The organism is Brevibacillus sp. JNUCC-41 (assembly GCF_014844095.1).
GTDB classification, from domain to species: domain Bacteria; phylum Bacillota; class Bacilli; order Bacillales; family DSM-1321; genus Peribacillus; species Peribacillus aracenensis.
In genome coordinates, this window is sequence record NZ_CP062163.1 from 4,657,210 (window position 1) to 4,673,422 (window position 16,213).

Annotated in this window: 12 protein-coding genes; 1 reads left to right on the forward strand and 11 read right to left on the reverse strand. The window is 39.7% G+C overall.

Features of this window, described 5'->3' with window-relative positions:
• Positions 1–197: 197 nt before the first annotated feature.
• From ssuE to pdxS, 5 genes are all read right to left on the reverse strand, one after another.
• Positions 198–731, reverse strand: coding sequence for an NADPH-dependent FMN reductase (gene ssuE, locus JNUCC41_RS22565; RefSeq protein WP_192204939.1), 534 nt, complete (start codon positions 729–731; stop codon positions 198–200).
• Between the two features lie 211 nt (positions 732–942).
• Positions 943–1,530, reverse strand: a complete 588-nt coding sequence (locus JNUCC41_RS22570) for a TetR/AcrR family transcriptional regulator (protein ID WP_192204940.1) — start codon at positions 1,528–1,530, stop codon at positions 943–945.
• Positions 1,531–1,704: 174 nt separating this feature from the next.
• Entirely contained in the window at positions 1,705–2,451 is a 747-nt protein-coding gene (locus JNUCC41_RS22575; RefSeq protein WP_192204941.1) for an SDR family NAD(P)-dependent oxidoreductase, read from the reverse strand.
• A gap of 155 nt (positions 2,452–2,606) precedes the next feature.
• Positions 2,607–3,206 (reverse strand): pyridoxal 5'-phosphate synthase glutaminase subunit PdxT, encoded by a 600-nt coding sequence (pdxT, locus tag JNUCC41_RS22580; RefSeq protein ID WP_192208291.1) that lies wholly within the window; start codon positions 3,204–3,206, stop codon positions 2,607–2,609.
• A gap of 1 nt (position 3,207) precedes the next feature.
• Positions 3,208–4,095, reverse strand: coding sequence for a pyridoxal 5'-phosphate synthase lyase subunit PdxS (gene pdxS / locus JNUCC41_RS22585; protein WP_192204942.1), 888 nt, complete (start codon positions 4,093–4,095; stop codon positions 3,208–3,210).
• Positions 4,096–4,229: 134 nt separating this feature from the next.
• Here pdxS and JNUCC41_RS22590 point away from each other — a divergent pair, with 134 nt between their 5' ends.
• Complete coding sequence (locus JNUCC41_RS22590) at positions 4,230–5,624, forward strand: MocR-like pyridoxine biosynthesis transcription factor PdxR (RefSeq protein WP_192204943.1); 1,395 nt, start codon at positions 4,230–4,232, stop codon at positions 5,622–5,624.
• A gap of 139 nt (positions 5,625–5,763) precedes the next feature.
• On the opposite strand, the gene JNUCC41_RS22595 is transcribed toward JNUCC41_RS22590, so the two are convergent.
• The 6 genes from JNUCC41_RS22595 to pepF all read right to left on the reverse strand — a co-directional run bounded on the left by JNUCC41_RS22595 (position 5,764) and on the right by pepF (position 16,194).
• The gene (locus JNUCC41_RS22595) at positions 5,764–7,122 is read right to left on the reverse strand and encodes an IS1182 family transposase (RefSeq protein WP_192204944.1); all 1,359 of its coding nucleotides are present in this window, start codon (positions 7,120–7,122) and stop codon (positions 5,764–5,766) included.
• A gap of 551 nt (positions 7,123–7,673) precedes the next feature.
• Complete coding sequence (gene pabB, locus JNUCC41_RS22600) at positions 7,674–9,422, reverse strand: aminodeoxychorismate synthase component I (protein ID WP_192204945.1); 1,749 nt, start codon at positions 9,420–9,422, stop codon at positions 7,674–7,676.
• Between the two features lie 92 nt (positions 9,423–9,514).
• A complete protein-coding gene (locus JNUCC41_RS22605; RefSeq protein ID WP_192204946.1) occupies positions 9,515–10,537 on the reverse strand; it encodes an LLM class flavin-dependent oxidoreductase in 1,023 nt (340 codons plus the stop codon).
• A gap of 89 nt (positions 10,538–10,626) precedes the next feature.
• Positions 10,627–11,625 (reverse strand): LLM class flavin-dependent oxidoreductase, encoded by a 999-nt coding sequence (locus tag JNUCC41_RS22610; protein ID WP_192204947.1) that lies wholly within the window; start codon positions 11,623–11,625, stop codon positions 10,627–10,629.
• Between the two features lie 293 nt (positions 11,626–11,918).
• Positions 11,919–14,165 (reverse strand): AAA domain-containing protein, encoded by a 2,247-nt coding sequence (locus JNUCC41_RS22615; RefSeq protein WP_192204948.1) that lies wholly within the window; start codon positions 14,163–14,165, stop codon positions 11,919–11,921.
• Between the two features lie 232 nt (positions 14,166–14,397).
• Positions 14,398–16,194 (reverse strand): oligoendopeptidase F, encoded by a 1,797-nt coding sequence (gene pepF / locus JNUCC41_RS22620; protein WP_192204949.1) that lies wholly within the window; start codon positions 16,192–16,194, stop codon positions 14,398–14,400.
• Positions 16,195–16,213 lie beyond the last annotated feature (19 nt).

The following is a 16,213-nucleotide window of genomic DNA, read 5'->3' on the forward strand; positions in this document are numbered from 1 at the left end:
AACTGTTATTTTTATACACACTATTCAATTTATGATTTTATGTTCATTTAAATACGAAAATAGACTCATTTTTTTAGATAAAGTCTCCAAAAAAAATGAGTCTATTTTCATTAATAAACCTATTATGGACGGCTGTAATTACGTTAAGAAATACGTTTGAATGCCAGTCCTTTTGTTAAAGGGATTACTTGAATTCATTAATTTCTTAACTGTATCGCTTCTACAAATTCTTGAACTTGACTCTGGACACGATCAATTAAATGTGAATCATTAATCGGATTTTCAGAATTCTGTTTATCTATTTCCTTATCAACAAAATAAATGCCCTGAAGCGGCTCTCCTTTTAATATTGAGATTAATGGTTTAAGCGCATAGTCAATCGCCAATAGATGCCTGTTACTTCCACCAATCATGATTGGCAGAACTGGCTTACCCTTAAAAGCGCCTTCTGGCAGCAAATCAATCAAGGCTTTTAATACACCTGTATAAGAAGCCTTATAAACCGGTGAACCAATGATTATTCCTCTGGCTGCTTGAATTCTCTCTGAAAGTTTTAAGATATCTTCGCTATTATATTTCCCTTGGAATAAATCATCTGCTGAGAAATCCGTTATTGAGAAATAAGCTGTGGTAAATCCTTCTTTTTCGACCAATGATTGAATATGTTTTAGTGAAATGTCCGTTCTTGATGGAATAGCCGGACTTCCTGATAAAATTACGATATCGCTCATTTAATACCCCTCCATTGTTACATGATTTCCAGATAAAATCTTATTAAAGCATTTCGTGCAGTATGCATTTATCGTAATAGTCTGAAAAATATAAGTCAAATCTTACACTCTGGTTTAATGGATTCACAAATTTGACTGCGTCGTTTCTGAATGCATATAAAACGGTCATATTTGCGGCTTGATGCACATGCCTTTAAATATGACCGTTTCATTATGTATGATTTTGTTTACCATGAATACCATATACCAAAAGTTGTGCAATGTTCTTAATTCGTTCAGAAGTAAAATACGGCTCCTTTTTTTGTTGATGGATCTCATAATGTGTAGATAATGCCAATGTAAAAGAAATGATCCCTACATTAAATAGGATAATGTCAGAGATATATTGTATCTCTCCGCTATCTATTCTCTTTTGTATTTCAATATGCTTGGCATTTGGCTTGAAAATCTGATCTATATATTGCTTTGAAATATCTTGATCGAATTGTGTTTCCCTAAATAATATTGAAAACTGTTCTTTATTCTCAAGTATTTTTTTTATCATGGTGCAAACATGATTCTCCACTAGTTCATCCGTGGCTAGATGGCTAGTCACATCTTCGGATTCCTCGTTTTCATCAGGGGTGATTGTAGCCAAAAGCAAATCTTTTTTGCTGTCAAAGTATTTGTAAATAGTAGCTTCGGAAACATTGCATGCAGAGGCAATTTCATTCGTTCTTGTCATATCAAAACCTTTAGTGGCAAAAAGAGTCCGGGCTACATTTATGATTCGTTCTTTGGTTTGCTGCCCTTTTTTCAAAAATATCAACCTTCTTTTATAAAGATAAGACCGGTTTCACCAATCTATTTCTATGATATCTCGGTGGTAGCAATCGGTCAATATTACCTTTGATTTGTTAGAATTAATATTCCCATATATCATAAATAGAAAACATCGTCTGATTGGGACGATGTTTTCTTTTTTTTTTGAAAATCACTTAAAAGATGCATAGCCATCATCAACCATGACTACACTTCCATTAATCGCATCCGCTTCCTCTAACGATAATAGATAGACGGCATTTGCAATGGCTTCTGGCTTGATTAATTTACCGCGCATTTGACTTGCATTCAATTTATCGATGATTCCCATATCTTTATAGCCTTGTATGATAGGAGTGTCAACCCCGCCTGGCGCAATGCCCACTACGCGTATGCCATAAACACCCAATTCCAAAGCAGCTGTCTGAGTCATCATTCTTACAGCGCCTTTAGTTGCCTGATAGGCAAAAGTCCCATGGGAAGCTAAGTAGCCAAACACGGAAGCAGTATTTATAATGACCCCCTTGTTATCTAGCTCCTTCATTTTCCGTCCTGCTGCCATGATTCCAAAAGCAACTCCGTGCTGGTTCACTCCAATCGTTTTGAAGTAACCCTCCATATCTTGTTCGAGAATCATACCGCCTCCACCAATGCCGGCATTATTAAACATGATATCGATCCTTCCGTATGTTTGCACTGCTTTATTGATTAACGATTCAACATCTTCCTGCTTAGAAACATCCGTTTTAACAAAGATGGCCTCTCCACCATCCACTTTTATCTGTTCAACAGTTTCCTGTCCCATTTCCTCATTAAAATCCGCAACGACGACCTTGTCCCCCTTTGCTGCGAATTTCAAGCATGTTGCTCGGCCAATTCCGCTTGCTCCTCCTGTAATAACTGCAACTCTTGCTGTCATTTCCATTCCCCTCTCGCCAATAAAAAGTATGTAAGTGATTACTTACTTTTCCCATTATAAAAGTAAAGGACAATGAATTCAAGCAAATTGTATTTTTATAGTGTTAGGAGCATTCAAAATTGAAGCTGCCCTATTAATAGGACAGCTTCATTTGTTTAGCAGGTTTTCAATTCGACCTTACTTACGGAGGTCTTCACCATTTCAATGAAGAGTTGCAGAAAACGATCATCACCTGTTAATTCTGGATGAAACGCACTGACAAGGACATGGTCCTGTCTTGCAGCCACTACATTCTCTTCATAAACAGCCAATACTTCTACACCTTCTCCAATTCCATCAGCAAACGGCGCCCGGATGAATACAGCCTTATAAGGATCTTCCATTCCTTTAATTGTCAGTTCAGCCTCGAAACTATCCCGTTGACGTCCAAATCCGTTCCGTTTCACGGAAATGTCCATTAGTCCAAGATAGGCCTTCTCATCGCCAGCCAATTCATTGGCCGCCAATACCATCCCTGCACATGTACCGAAAATAGGTTTTTTACCCTCGAAGAAAGTTTTGATCGGTTCCATAAATCCATAACGATCCATTAGCTTCCTCATCGTAGTGCTTTCTCCGCCTGGAATGATCAAGCCGTCGATTTCCAGCAACTGTTCCGGTTTTTTTACTATAATTGCTTGTTCGCCGGCAGCTTTGATTTGGTTCAAGTGTTCTTCAACTGCTCCCTGTAATCCCAAAACACCAATAGTTATCATATTACCATCCACGTTCCTGCATCCGTTCTGCCGGAGCTAGTTTGGAAATATCAATTCCTTTCATTGCACTGCCCAACTCTTTGGATAACCGGCCAATCAATTCATAATCGGTGAAATATGTAGTAGCTTGAACGATTGCCGATGCGAATTTTTCTGGATTTTCAGATTTAAAAATACCAGAACCCACGAAAACGCCATCTGCTCCCAATTCCATCATCAGTGCTGCATCAGCTGGAGTGGCAATTCCGCCAGCTGCAAAGTTAACTACAGGCAATTTACCTGTGCGTTTGATTTCTCTTAAAATTTCATAAGGGGCTCCAATATTTTTTGCCTCTGTCATTAATTCATCATCACTCATGATGCTCACTTTACGAATTTGTGACTGTACCTTTCTCATATGACGCACAGCTTCCACAATATTACCAGTACCTGGTTCTCCTTTTGTACGAAGCATTGATGCTCCTTCACCAATACGGCGTGCAGCTTCGCCTAAATCACGGCATCCACAAACGAAAGGTACGGTGAAATCACTTTTTAGAATATGGTATTCTTCATCAGCAGGAGTCAGCACTTCACTTTCATCGATATAATCCACTCCCATGGATTCAAGTACCCTTGATTCAACAATATGGCCAATCCTTGCTTTAGCCATGACCGGGATTGACACTGCATTCATTACTTCCTCGACAATTCGCGGATCTGCCATTCTAGCTACCCCGCCAGCCGCACGGATGTCGGAAGGAACCCTTTCCAATGCCATGACAGCGACAGCACCTGATGCTTCTGCGATTTTTGCTTGTTCAGCGTTAATGACGTCCATGATTACGCCACCCTTTTGCATTTGTGCCATTCCTCTTTTTACTGTTTCAGTTCCTAATAATTTTTCCATTTCTCTTCCCCCTAATATTTGCATTTTTTAGATTTGTTAGACTTAGTATAAAAAATAGTTGACCGCATTGAAAGTATCAGTTTTAATAAACTTAATGGAGTCAGCATAAAATTATTATAAAAGGTGGAAACAAAATGAATATGCTTTCTTGTGATTTAAATAGGTTAAGTGAAATACCTTTGTACGAACAATTATATTCACATATTAAAAAAGAAATCATTGATGGCCGTCTTCTTTACGGTACAAAGTTGCCATCCAAACGGAAATTGGCAGAGTTCCTTCAAATAAGTCAAAATACTGTCGAGACGGCATATGAACAATTGACTGCAGAAGGATACGTTGAAGTCATACCTAGAAAAGGGTACTATATTCAAACATTCGAGGATTTAGAATATACACAAACGAACCAAGTATCCTTGGAAAAAAACAATCATAAAAAAGGGGAATTACTGTATCATTTTCATCCCAGCCAAATTGACACGGAACACTTCCCATTTGAAAAATGGAGAAAATACACGAAAAGCAAAATCGATGAATCACATCAAGATCTTCTTTTACTGGGGGATTCTCAAGGGGAATATGAACTACGATGTGAAATTGCCCATTATTTGTATCATGCACGTGGTGTACAATGTGTTCCCGAACAGATCATCATTGGTGCAGGAATGGAAATTTTATTGCAGCAGCTTGTCCTCCTATTCGGTAAAAATGCCATCTATGGTGTTGAAGATCCTGGGTATCACTTGATTCACCGGATTTTGCGCAGCTACCCAAATGAAGTCCACCCCCTGCAAATTGATGAAGAAGGCGTAAAGGTTAACCAAATTGAAGATTCAAAGATCGACGTCGTGTATGTCACTCCCTCACATCACTTCCCAAATGGAACGATCCTATCCGTTAACAGACGGACGCGATTGTTGAACTGGTCCCAAGGGGCAACAAACCGTTATATTATCGAAGACGATTATGATAGTGAATTTCGTTATAGTGGAAAAACAATTCCTTCCTTACAAAGTATGGATGCTGGTGATAAGGTAATTTATTTAGGGTCGTTTTCCAAATCATTGATGCCATCGATTCGGATCAGTTATATGGTTCTTCCGGCTCCATTGTTACAAATTCATCAACAGGAATTATCTTTTTACCATTCCACCGTTTCCCGGATTGATCAGCATGTGTTGACACAGTTCATGAAGGAAGGGGATTTCGAAAAGCATTTGAATCGAATGAGGAAAGTTTACCGTCGTAAGTTGGATAAAGTGATCGATTTGTTTAAACCACATAAGCAAATAAAGATCATTGGTGAACGGTCAGGATTGCATATCGTCCTCATCGTTAAGAACGGCATGGATGAAGAGACACTTATTCAAAAGGCAAACGAAAATCATATTAAAATTTATGGACTATCGACATATTCTATTGAAAAAGTTGACGATGCCCCTCCAAAAATCATATTGGGCTTTGCAGGGATCCCTGAATCCGAATTGGAAAAGGCCATCCACCTTTTATTGATCTCATGGGGTTTATAAAGAAAAAGAAGTTCACTGTCGTGAACTTCTCAGTTTGTCGACAAAAGGGGTTCGGAATGTATTAATTCCGAACCCCTTTTGATATTTTCTTGGAATTTTGCTCAAGATTAAGAGCTTGGGTCTCTACGAGCCCACTATGTTAGGCCATTTTTGGACCTTGCCATGTCCAATTGGCCATCTTCTTTAAATTCATGGAAGCGAAAGTAAGCATCGCCTGCATCGACAATTTTTTAAGTCCCCTTAATGTAGTCCAACGCATACCATGCTTTTCTTTTGCATCTGCGAATACACGCTCAATCGTTTCCTTGCGTTTCGCATAGATAGGTTTTACATCTTGATGATGACGCAGGTGATCTGCTTCTTCCATATTTTCTTGCCAGATATGGCGCGTCACCACTTTTTGATGGTCTTTGCTTTCTGTACACTGTGATAAAAATGAACATGTCTCACAAATGTGTTTGGGAGATTTGTACTCGCGATATCCTTCTTTATTTGTTGTTGAGTACTTTAAAATCTCTCCCGATGGGCAAAGGTAACAGTCAAAATGTTCATCGTAAACATACTCATGTTTGCGGAAGATTCCTTCTTTTGTTCGAGGCCGTGTATAGGGTATAGCCGGTGTGATTTCTTTGTCAAAGAGGTAACTTGTAATGGCTGGTGTTTTATAAGCTGCATCTGCGGCAACGGCTTCAGGCTTTCCAACTTTCTCAATCACTTGTTCAACCAGTGGCTCTAACATATGGCTATCATGCGTATTTCCAGGTGTTACAATCGTCCCTAGCACAAAACCATTGCGGTCTGCAGCCGTGTGAAATGAATAGGCAAACTGTTTTGTCCGTTCATCTTTCACATAGTAACCACTCTCAGGATCTGTTGTACTTTCTTTAATCTCTTTGGTTTCTTCCTTATCAAATTTATCTGGTGGAAAAGGTTTCTTTCCATGGTTTTCACGATCTTGATTTATTTCTTCTTGAAGGCGTTCTTGATACGCTCGTGTTTCCTTGCGAACGACTTTCTTTGCGAACTTTCGCTTATTTGCACTGGCTTTCACATGAGTGGAATAAACGAATACATGCTCAGCACTTATTAACTTTCTTTCGGAAGCTGTCATTAAGATGCGATAGAAAATCTGTTCAAACAGGTCAGTATCTTTAAAGCGTCGCTCGTAATTTTTCCCGAACGTTGAGAAGTGAGGCACTTTATCATGGAAACCGTAACCTAAAAACCAACGGTAAGCCATATTCGTTTCAACTTCTTCAATTGTTTTACGCATCGAACGAATACCGAAGGTATATTGAATGAATGTCAATTTAACTAAAATAACTGAATCAATACTTGGGCGCCCTTTCTCTGAATACATATCTTTCACCAAGTCATAAATGAAAGTGAAGTCAATGGCCGCCTCCATTTTACGAACCAAATGGTTCGCTGGCACCAGTTGATCCAAAGTAATCATTTCAAGTTGATCTCGCTGAATAGAATCATGTTTCGAAAGCATCGTCATCACCTCAAGTTTTAAACTCCTATTTTAAAACAAAAAAGACTGTAGGCAAAAGCGGTTATATCTAATTGTTAAAACAAAGTTGATTGGAGCGGGTGTGCGAGACTCCTGCGGGAAAAGCGCGTCCAAGGGAGACCCCACAGGCGCAAAGGCGCCGAGGAGGCTCCCGGACCGCCCGCGGAAAGCGAGTGCCTGGAGTGGAAATCAACGTTCGAATTTTTAAAACCCCAAAAAAAACTGTAGACAAACTCGATTTTCATCGAGTTTGTCTACAGTCTGAGAAGTTCACTGTCGTGAACTTCTTTGATCTTGTCTAATAAAATGAGGTTTGGAATGCTCTCATCCCGATTCCCTTTCATGATTTTAATACAAGACTTTTATTTATGATGAAACCGTTGAAGAAATTTGCGACACTCCGGCCGAATGTTATTCCAATACTCATTCCTTAATTTCCGGTTTAATCGTCAGCATTTGAATATTTTTTCACTCGCAAGCATTACATAAACTGCAATAAAGATTTCAATTTTCACTTTTTACGAATATTCAGCTTAGAAAGTTAAATTGACTTTTAATTTCCCTCGCACGCTATTAATAAACCAAATTTCATCTGCGTTATTTAGGTCATCCTTTGAAATGGTTTTTTCTTTGATTTCCTTCTTCCTGATCAAGTCTTGACGAAATGTTCCAGCAAGGAGACCTGAGTCCACCGGAGGGGTATAGAGTTCACCATTTATCTTCACCACTACATTTCCATTCGTGAATTCGGTGATGAATCCTTCTTCATTCCAAAGCAGAACATCCTGGAAGTCGGGATTACTCATTTGAAAGCCTTCATATACATCACGATTGGTGGTCTTATGAAATAGAAATGGATTTGCACTTGATATTGGAGTTTCAGCCAAGATGGCCGTAAATTCTGAATCAAGGGGCTTGATTGCTTGTCCGGAGACTTCAATTTCACCATTTTCATTAAGTAGTACCCTTACCTTTTGCAACGTCCCATGGTTTAATTCCGCATACTTTTGGAGTCGATCTCTTACATACAATTCAGAGAATCGGTAATCGAAGTAATCAGCGGATTGTTTCATCCGATCGATATGATCATTCAACAAATAATATTCGCCATCCTTGAGTTTAATCGATTCCAATAGTTTGTAAGCAGGCCTTTCCACCGTCAATAATTTGGCTTTTAAAAAGGCTTCGTCATATTCTTCCGATAACTCGGAATCCCAGGTGATTCCCCCGCCTACCCCATACTCAGCTTTTCCTGTTGCCTCATCGATCACGACTGTACGAATCGGTACATTAAAAACGGCTTCGGATTCAGGGGTGATAAACCCGATTGCACCGCAATAAACTTCACGTGGCGAATTCTCGATATCAGCGATGACCTCCATCGTTTTTATTTTAGGTGCACCTGTTATCGATCCACATGGAAAAAGTGCCTTGAATATATCAATGATTGTTGTTTCGGGATTCGTATCGGCTGTAATCGTGGATGTCATTTGCCAAACGGTCGGATATTTTTCAATTGCCTTAAGCTGTGGAACCTTGACGCTTCCAGGTTCAGCAATCACTCCCAAATCATTTCTCAGTAAGTCCACAATCATGTAATTTTCAGCTTGATTCTTTTCCGAGGCTGCTAACCAGTCTGCATTGAGCTTATCCATTTTCAGTGTCGTTCCCCGTTTTACCGTTCCTTTCATTGGACGAGTAATCAGCTGACCATCTTCCCAACGGAAAAACAACTCGGGTGAAGCCGATAGGATTCGATGTGTCCCCACATTCAAATATGCACTATAGTTCGAGCGTTGGGCTCTCTTCAAGCGATTAAAGAAAGCGAAGTCATCTCCTTCGAACTGGGATTGCAAACGCATCGTATAATTGACTTGATACGTATTGCCTTTCTCGATTTCGGATTTTATTCTTTGAAATCCGGAATGATACGTATTTGAATCCGTTTCTGATTGCCACTCAGCTAGATTAAAAGCCCCGGTCATTTTTTCAGGTGATTCTTCTTCCGGTTGATCAAAAATCCCGAACCATAATAATGGCATTTTGGCCCCATCTTTTACTTTAAAAGACTTTTCAAAAGCAGGTGCCGCTTCATAGGAAACATATCCCGCTGCATAATACCCCTGTTGAATCGCTTCCTGGACTTTTTGGAATTGGGGAAGGACATCCTCAATTGAATGGGCGGTGAACACTTTTTTCGGGTTCGTAAAATAAAGAGGCCGGCTGTCACCTTGTTTATCTGTGAAGTGAAATATTAAGGATAAAGGATCTTCTCGTTTCATTCTTCTCTCCTAACTATGTTTATGAAGACAATCGGTATGTATTTTATAAAAAAGCTTGCAGACACGTAATCTGCAAGCTCATTCTTTGACACTTATTTCATTCCAGTAACTTCTGCAATGATTTCATAAGAACGAAGGCGTGCTTCCTGATCATAAATGGCAGAGTTTATAATCATTTCATCCGCCTGTGTTTCATTTAAAAATGCCTGCAACTGCTCTTTAACCTCTTTTGGATTTCCTATAATGGAAGCGTTCAGCTGCTTCATGACAATGGCCTTTTCATATTCTGTCCAAAGGCCCTCCATCGTATCAACTGGAGGAGCAAGTTGACCAGGCGTGTTCCGTATCAAATTCAAGAACTGCTGTTGATAAGATGTAGCGACCCTTTGCGCTTCTTCCGTAGTATCAGCTGCAAATACATTGATACCAACCATGACATAAGGTTTATCGAGAACATCGGATGGTTGGAAATTATTGCGGTAACGAGCTAAAGCTGGTTGAGTGTTTTCAGGGGAAAAATGGCTTGCAAATGAAAATGGCAATCCCAGCTGTGCTGATAATGCTGCACTGAATCCGCTTGAACCAAGCAGCCAAATCGGGATATCCTGTCCTTCGCCAGGGATGGCACGAACACGATTATGTTTAGAGTCCGCATCTAGATAGCTACGGAGCTGTGCCAATTGTTCAGGAAAATCCTGACCGTTATTACGTACATCACCCCGGAGTGCCATGGCTGTAAATTGGTCGCTTCCCGGAGCGCGTCCCAGTCCTAAATCTATTCTACCAGGATACATTGCTTCCAATGTTCCAAATTGTTCTGCGATAACCAGCGGTGCATGATTCGGTAGCATTATGCCTCCAGAACCTACACGAATTCTTTCCGTCCTACCTGCAACATAGCCTATAAGCACTGACGTTGCAGAGCTTGCAATCCCAGGCATGCTATGGTGTTCTGCAACCCAGAAACGGTTGTAATTCCATTGCTCCACATGTTTAGCTAATTCTACTGTATTTTTAAAAGCTCCCGAAACTGTACCACCCTCAACGATTGAAGCCAGATCCAGAACGGAAAAAGAAATGTCGCTAAGTTTTTTAACTTGTTGATCAGCATTCATATCTTCATCTTCTTTCTTTCAATTATGATTAATTGGACGCAAAGCCATCATATAGAAAATGCACACAAAATGCACATAAAATGCTCGGATTAACTGTTAAGAATTTCCCTGGCAATCAAACGAAACGAATTAAGCCGATCCTCCAACTTATGAGTGATGGTAATCAGCATGATTTCATCAGCTTGATATTTCTCCTGAATCTCCAAAAGCCGATTCTTCACTTGTAAAGGGGTACCAAAAATCAGTTTTTTATCCAAGGTTTCCATCAATGCTTTTTCTTTTTCAGTCCAAACATGGTTCCTTACCTCTTCAATACTTGGAACCTGCGTTCTTTCCCCTTGACCACTTTGAATTTTCCATAGAATGTTGCTAAGAGCGATTTCTTTTGCATGTTCCTCGGTTTCTGCGCATATGGCCGAAACCGTAACAATCGTTTTAGGTGCTTTAAGTAACCCTTTTGTTTGAAAGTCCTCACGGTACTGGTGAAAACTCTGCACGCCATCATTTTCACTCATGAATTCACCAAACGCGTATGCAATGCCATTCTCAGCGGCAAGTTTTGCACTTTTCCCACTTGTCCCCAATATCCATGGTTCAGGCGGTTCCATTGGGATAGGAGCAGCAGAGAGATTTGAAAAAGGATGTTCTTTTGGAAATTCATCTCTTAGAAAATACAACAGTTCTTGAACAAGTTCTGGCATTTTGTAAACATTCTGAAGGAAATTATCGGATAATGCCATCGTTGCTTCGGCAGAGCCACCAGGAGCACGCCCCAGTCCCATATCAATCCGTCCTGGAAAAAGTGTTGCAAGCATATTATAAGTCTCTGCTATCCTATATGGCTTATAATGCGGAAGCAGCACTGCCCCTGATCCAATCCGGATATTTTTTGTTTGTGCACCAATGTAGCTTATCAAAACCTCTGGAACGGAACAGGCCAATCCCGGCAGATCATGATGTTCAGTTAACCAGATTCTGCTATAACCCAGTCTATCCCCTTCTTGTGCTAGTTGTAATGATGCCTGCAATGCTTCTTGTGCTGACTGTCCGGATGCAATTGGGGATTGATCCAAAATGCTCAGTTTCATTTTTTGTTACCGCCTTTCTTGGCTTTCGTAACTTAATGGTAAATCATAATTAGTCGAAAGTCGCTTGAAACGCTTGCTTTGTTATTTTAGTTTGCAGCCTTTAACGGATATTATGAGGGGCTGAAACTAAATCGGGGAGTAGAAGCGGATGATATATTCTAGCGAGGTATTTGGTTTAATACATTAATTGCGCAGGTGCTGGCTTAAGGAGTCATTTTTTCACTTATTCTATCGAGGTTTTTTTTGGAAGAAATGCATATAAAGAAAAGCCCTTTTTAAGGGCCTTTTCGAAGTTATTCACTTTTTTTGAATTGAGATAGTAATTCATCCGCCATTATTTGCGAATCCAAACGAGCCGCTATAAATGGGGGCTGGACCCGATTATTGGACTCGACGGGCAAACCTAGCCAGACAACTCTTTTATCAAAGATGATAAAGGAAAAGGAAACAGGTAAACAAATAAAATGATCAGCGTTGATATCAGGGTTTCTTTTTGCAGAAATGGTCGTCAATTTCACTGTAGGGTTTCGTTTCATCAAATATTGCTGCCATTCTTCTGACAAACTGTTCAAATCTGGAACAGCAATAACCATCTCTTGTTTTGTTGATTCAATATCTTCCTGAAAGTCCCCCAATTTACGGGCATGCATCCATTGCAATTTCGGGTGCTGGTGTTTAACCCATTTTCCAATGTCTTTCTTTGATACAATCTGATCATTTTGAATTTGATGATCGACAAGCTGACGAAGTGTTTTGCTGCGATAAACGTGTTTGTTGACAAATGAAGTGTCACATACATGTACGAACTTACCCTTAGTCCTTGTTATGGCCACGTTAATGAGCCTTTCACTTTCTCTCCCTGTCAATAACATTCCAGCCCTGTTTTGCGGATAACTATCAACTGTGTCAAAGATCATCATCTCACGTTCACTTCCCTGGAAACGATGTACAGTTGCAGCGATGATATCCGCCGTTTTCCGTTCTTTCCCATATAAGTCATCCAATAGTTTTTCCATCAAGTCTGCCTGAGCACGATAAGGGGCAACATAACCAATGGACCTTGATCCGCCCATATAAGCTTCATGAATCAGTTGAAAAGATAAAAGCAATTGCCATACATTCATTCTCGAATGGGATGTCCGTTCAGTAATGCAATATTCCCCTGCTAAGCTAGTATCGAGAAGTGCTGTTGCCTTATTGGCAAACGGTTCCGACAGCATTATGCCTTCCCTGCTAGTCGAAACACTTTTATGATCGCCAACAAAATTGTTATATACGACACGATTAGTGAATGCTGAAATATCCGGATGCATGCGGCGCTGTTCCTTTAATAGGAATAAATGAGGATGGAGTTCTCCTTCTTCAACAGACTGGGCAACACCGGACCGATGAAATATGTCTTCCTTCAGCCAAAGTTTCACGAGGGAATCGCGAGCCGAAGCTATGGGTGGCAATTGTTTGAAATCACCACAAACGATAATATGCTTGGCTAACGCTGCAGCAAAAGCTACCTGAGGTACGTAAGCCATACTCGCTTCGTCCAAAATAACCAGGTCATACTCTTTTTGATAAACCGTTTCATCATTTGCGGCTTTAGCTAAGGTCGTTCCGATGACTTTTGCTTCTTTTACGAATTGAACCTCTTTTTGGCGGATTTTCTCCAAGACTTTGGCCAGCTTTTTCTCTATCTCAATTAATTGATCTGTATCCCTTTTACTGAATGACCCTGCCAAGTCATACTTTAATAGACGTTTTTCTTCGCCAAGCTCTTCTTTTTCTTTAACTAATGTCGGTTCATGTTTCCCTAATAATTGCCCTGTAACAATATCTTCATGGTTGGCTAGTGATTCACCGGTTTGAGATCCATAGCGAAGCACATCGCCTTCTTTGAAACGATCTTTCTTTTTAATGAATGATGAAATTTCAGCCATCATAACATCGACAGCCTGGTTGCTATGGGACAAAACCAGAATTTTTTTATCTTGTAAATAATGATTGGCTACTGTACGAGCCAAGGTATAGGTTTTTCCTGTACCAGGGGGTCCCCAAACAAAAGTGACAGGATTGAACTTCGAGCGCGCATATAATTCTTTCACACTACTTTGTTTTTCATTTAATGGATGTTTTTGCGGCATGGACGGATCCATCAGGCGCTTGATCCGAAGCCTTTTCCTTTTGCTTCTCTTGATTTCATCCAAGCGCATAATCAATTGTTCCAGCAATTCCCAGGGATCATGGTATAAAAAGGCTTCACCTATCATATCGCCTAAAGAACGATCAAAAACAACGATTATACTTTTCCCCTCTGATGAAAGGATTCTTCCATCCTGTTTAATCCCTCCCCATTCCAGTCGAACGAGGGAACCGACAGGGATTTTTATTGATGAACCTGTTTCAAAATAATAATTGAAAGAACCGTCACTTGTAAGCAGATGGCCGTTTGAAACCAGGTATTTTGTGCTGCCATACTTTTTCAAATGCAGGATCTCAAGTTGTAGTGCCTGCTGCCATTCTTTTATATAATTAACTGTCGAATTCATTTTTCACTTTCCTCACAAAATATGCCATTGAAGTACAAAGAAACTGGCCCATTGGCTAGGCTCCGATGTTTAAAATAACGCTGTCACCATGACTTTTTTCGCGAATAACCTGTTTCTTCAGCATATAAAATAAGGCCCAATCTATTGATTGGGCCTTTCCTACGCCAATGTTTTAACTATACCATTTTTTATAACATCACACCATGGGCTCTTTTGGAAGAAATGGTTTAGATTAACCTTCGGACAAATCAGTGAATTGATCGACCAGATCGCTGAAAATCTTCATTGCATTTTCGATAGGATCAGGTTTAGTTAAATCTACGCCTGTTTTCTTTAGCAGCTCCAATGGGAAATCGGAACTCCCGCTTTTTAAGAATGTCAAATAGCTTTCAAGTGTTTTTTTGTCCCCAGAAAGGATCTTATCGGCGATAGTAATGGCCGAAACGTAACCAGTAGCATATTTGTAGACATAAAACGGACGATAAAAGTGTGGGATGCGTGACCAGCCATACTTCACTTCTTCATCGAAAATTATTTCATCTCCATTATAAGCACGAAATATCGATTCATAGGCTGTATTAAAAACCTCGGCATTTAGAGGTTCATCATTTTCAGCTTTTTCATGTACGATCTTTTCGAACTCCGCAAACATCACCTGTGTGAAGAATGTACCTTTAAAACTATCTATGAAATGGTTAAGTAAGTGTTTTTTCTTCTGTACATCTTTTGTAGTCTTAATTAAATGGCGAATCAAAAGGATTTCATTCACAGTGGAAGCAACTTCCGCGACAAAAATGGAATACCCAGCACTTATTTGCGGTTGGTATTTTGAGCTATAGTATGAATGCATACCATGTCCAGATTCATGAGCAAGTGTAAATACACTATCTAAGTCATCACGGTGATTTAATAAGATGAAAGGGTGAACGCCATAAAGTCCTAAATTGTAAGCACCTGAACGTTTTCCAGGTGTTTCCCTGACGTCGATATATCTTTTTTCCTTAAAGGTTTTCAGGATTGTGATATACTCTTCGCCAAGAGGTTTCAGGGCCTCCACCATCAAAGAAAAACCATCATCGTAGGAAATCTCCTCTTTAGCGCCTTCGACTAATGGTACACTTAAATCATAGGCACGCAATTCTTCTACACCCAACAATTTTTTTCTTAAATGAATGTATTTATGCATGGGTCCGATATTTTGCTTAGTAGACATAATCAAATTATCATAAACTTCTTTTGGAACTTGATCTCCAAATAATGATTTTTCCAAGGCAGATGGATAATTTCTTAGTTTTGACAGATTCACATTATTCTTGATTGCTGTGGAAAGTGTGGAAGCGATTGTATTCTTCAATTGTACATATGGCTGATAATAGGCGAAATAGGCCTCTTTTCTTATATCGCGATCATCGTCTTCAATCAATTTGGAATACATTCCACGCGTCAGCTCTACCCTCTCGCCGTCTACATTCGTAACTTCACCAAATTTAATATCAGCATTGTTTATCATCCCGAACGTTTTTTGAGGTGCTGAAAAGGCTTCGCCTATTTGGGAAAGCACCTCTTCTTGTTCTTTCGTTAACACATGGGCTTTATAGCGGAAGGAATCCAGTAGATCCTCCTCAAAATATTTCAAACCCTCGATTTCATTTATGTACCCTTTTAATGTGCGTTCTTCCAGGCTCAAAAGAAAAGGCATGAAAAATGCAGATGCATTGCTTATTTTCTGCCCTAACTTACCAGCCCGATCCAGTAATGCTTGTGATGAGGTTACCCGTGTATCCAAATCCGCTTGAAGCATGGCAAAAACATATAGCTTGTTATAAATGTACCCAAGTTCCTCACTTAATCGTAAATACTCGAACAAATCTTGAGCTGACTGAATATGTCCATCGTAAGTTTTTAATTTCTCTGTCATCTTCAGGACTTCTTGATAATCTTTTTCCCAATTAGACTCATCATCGTAAATATCTTTTAAATTCCATGTTTCTTCCACTTTTATTTCGTCACGTGATTTAAAAGTTTTCATATTGTCTGCACTTCCTTTC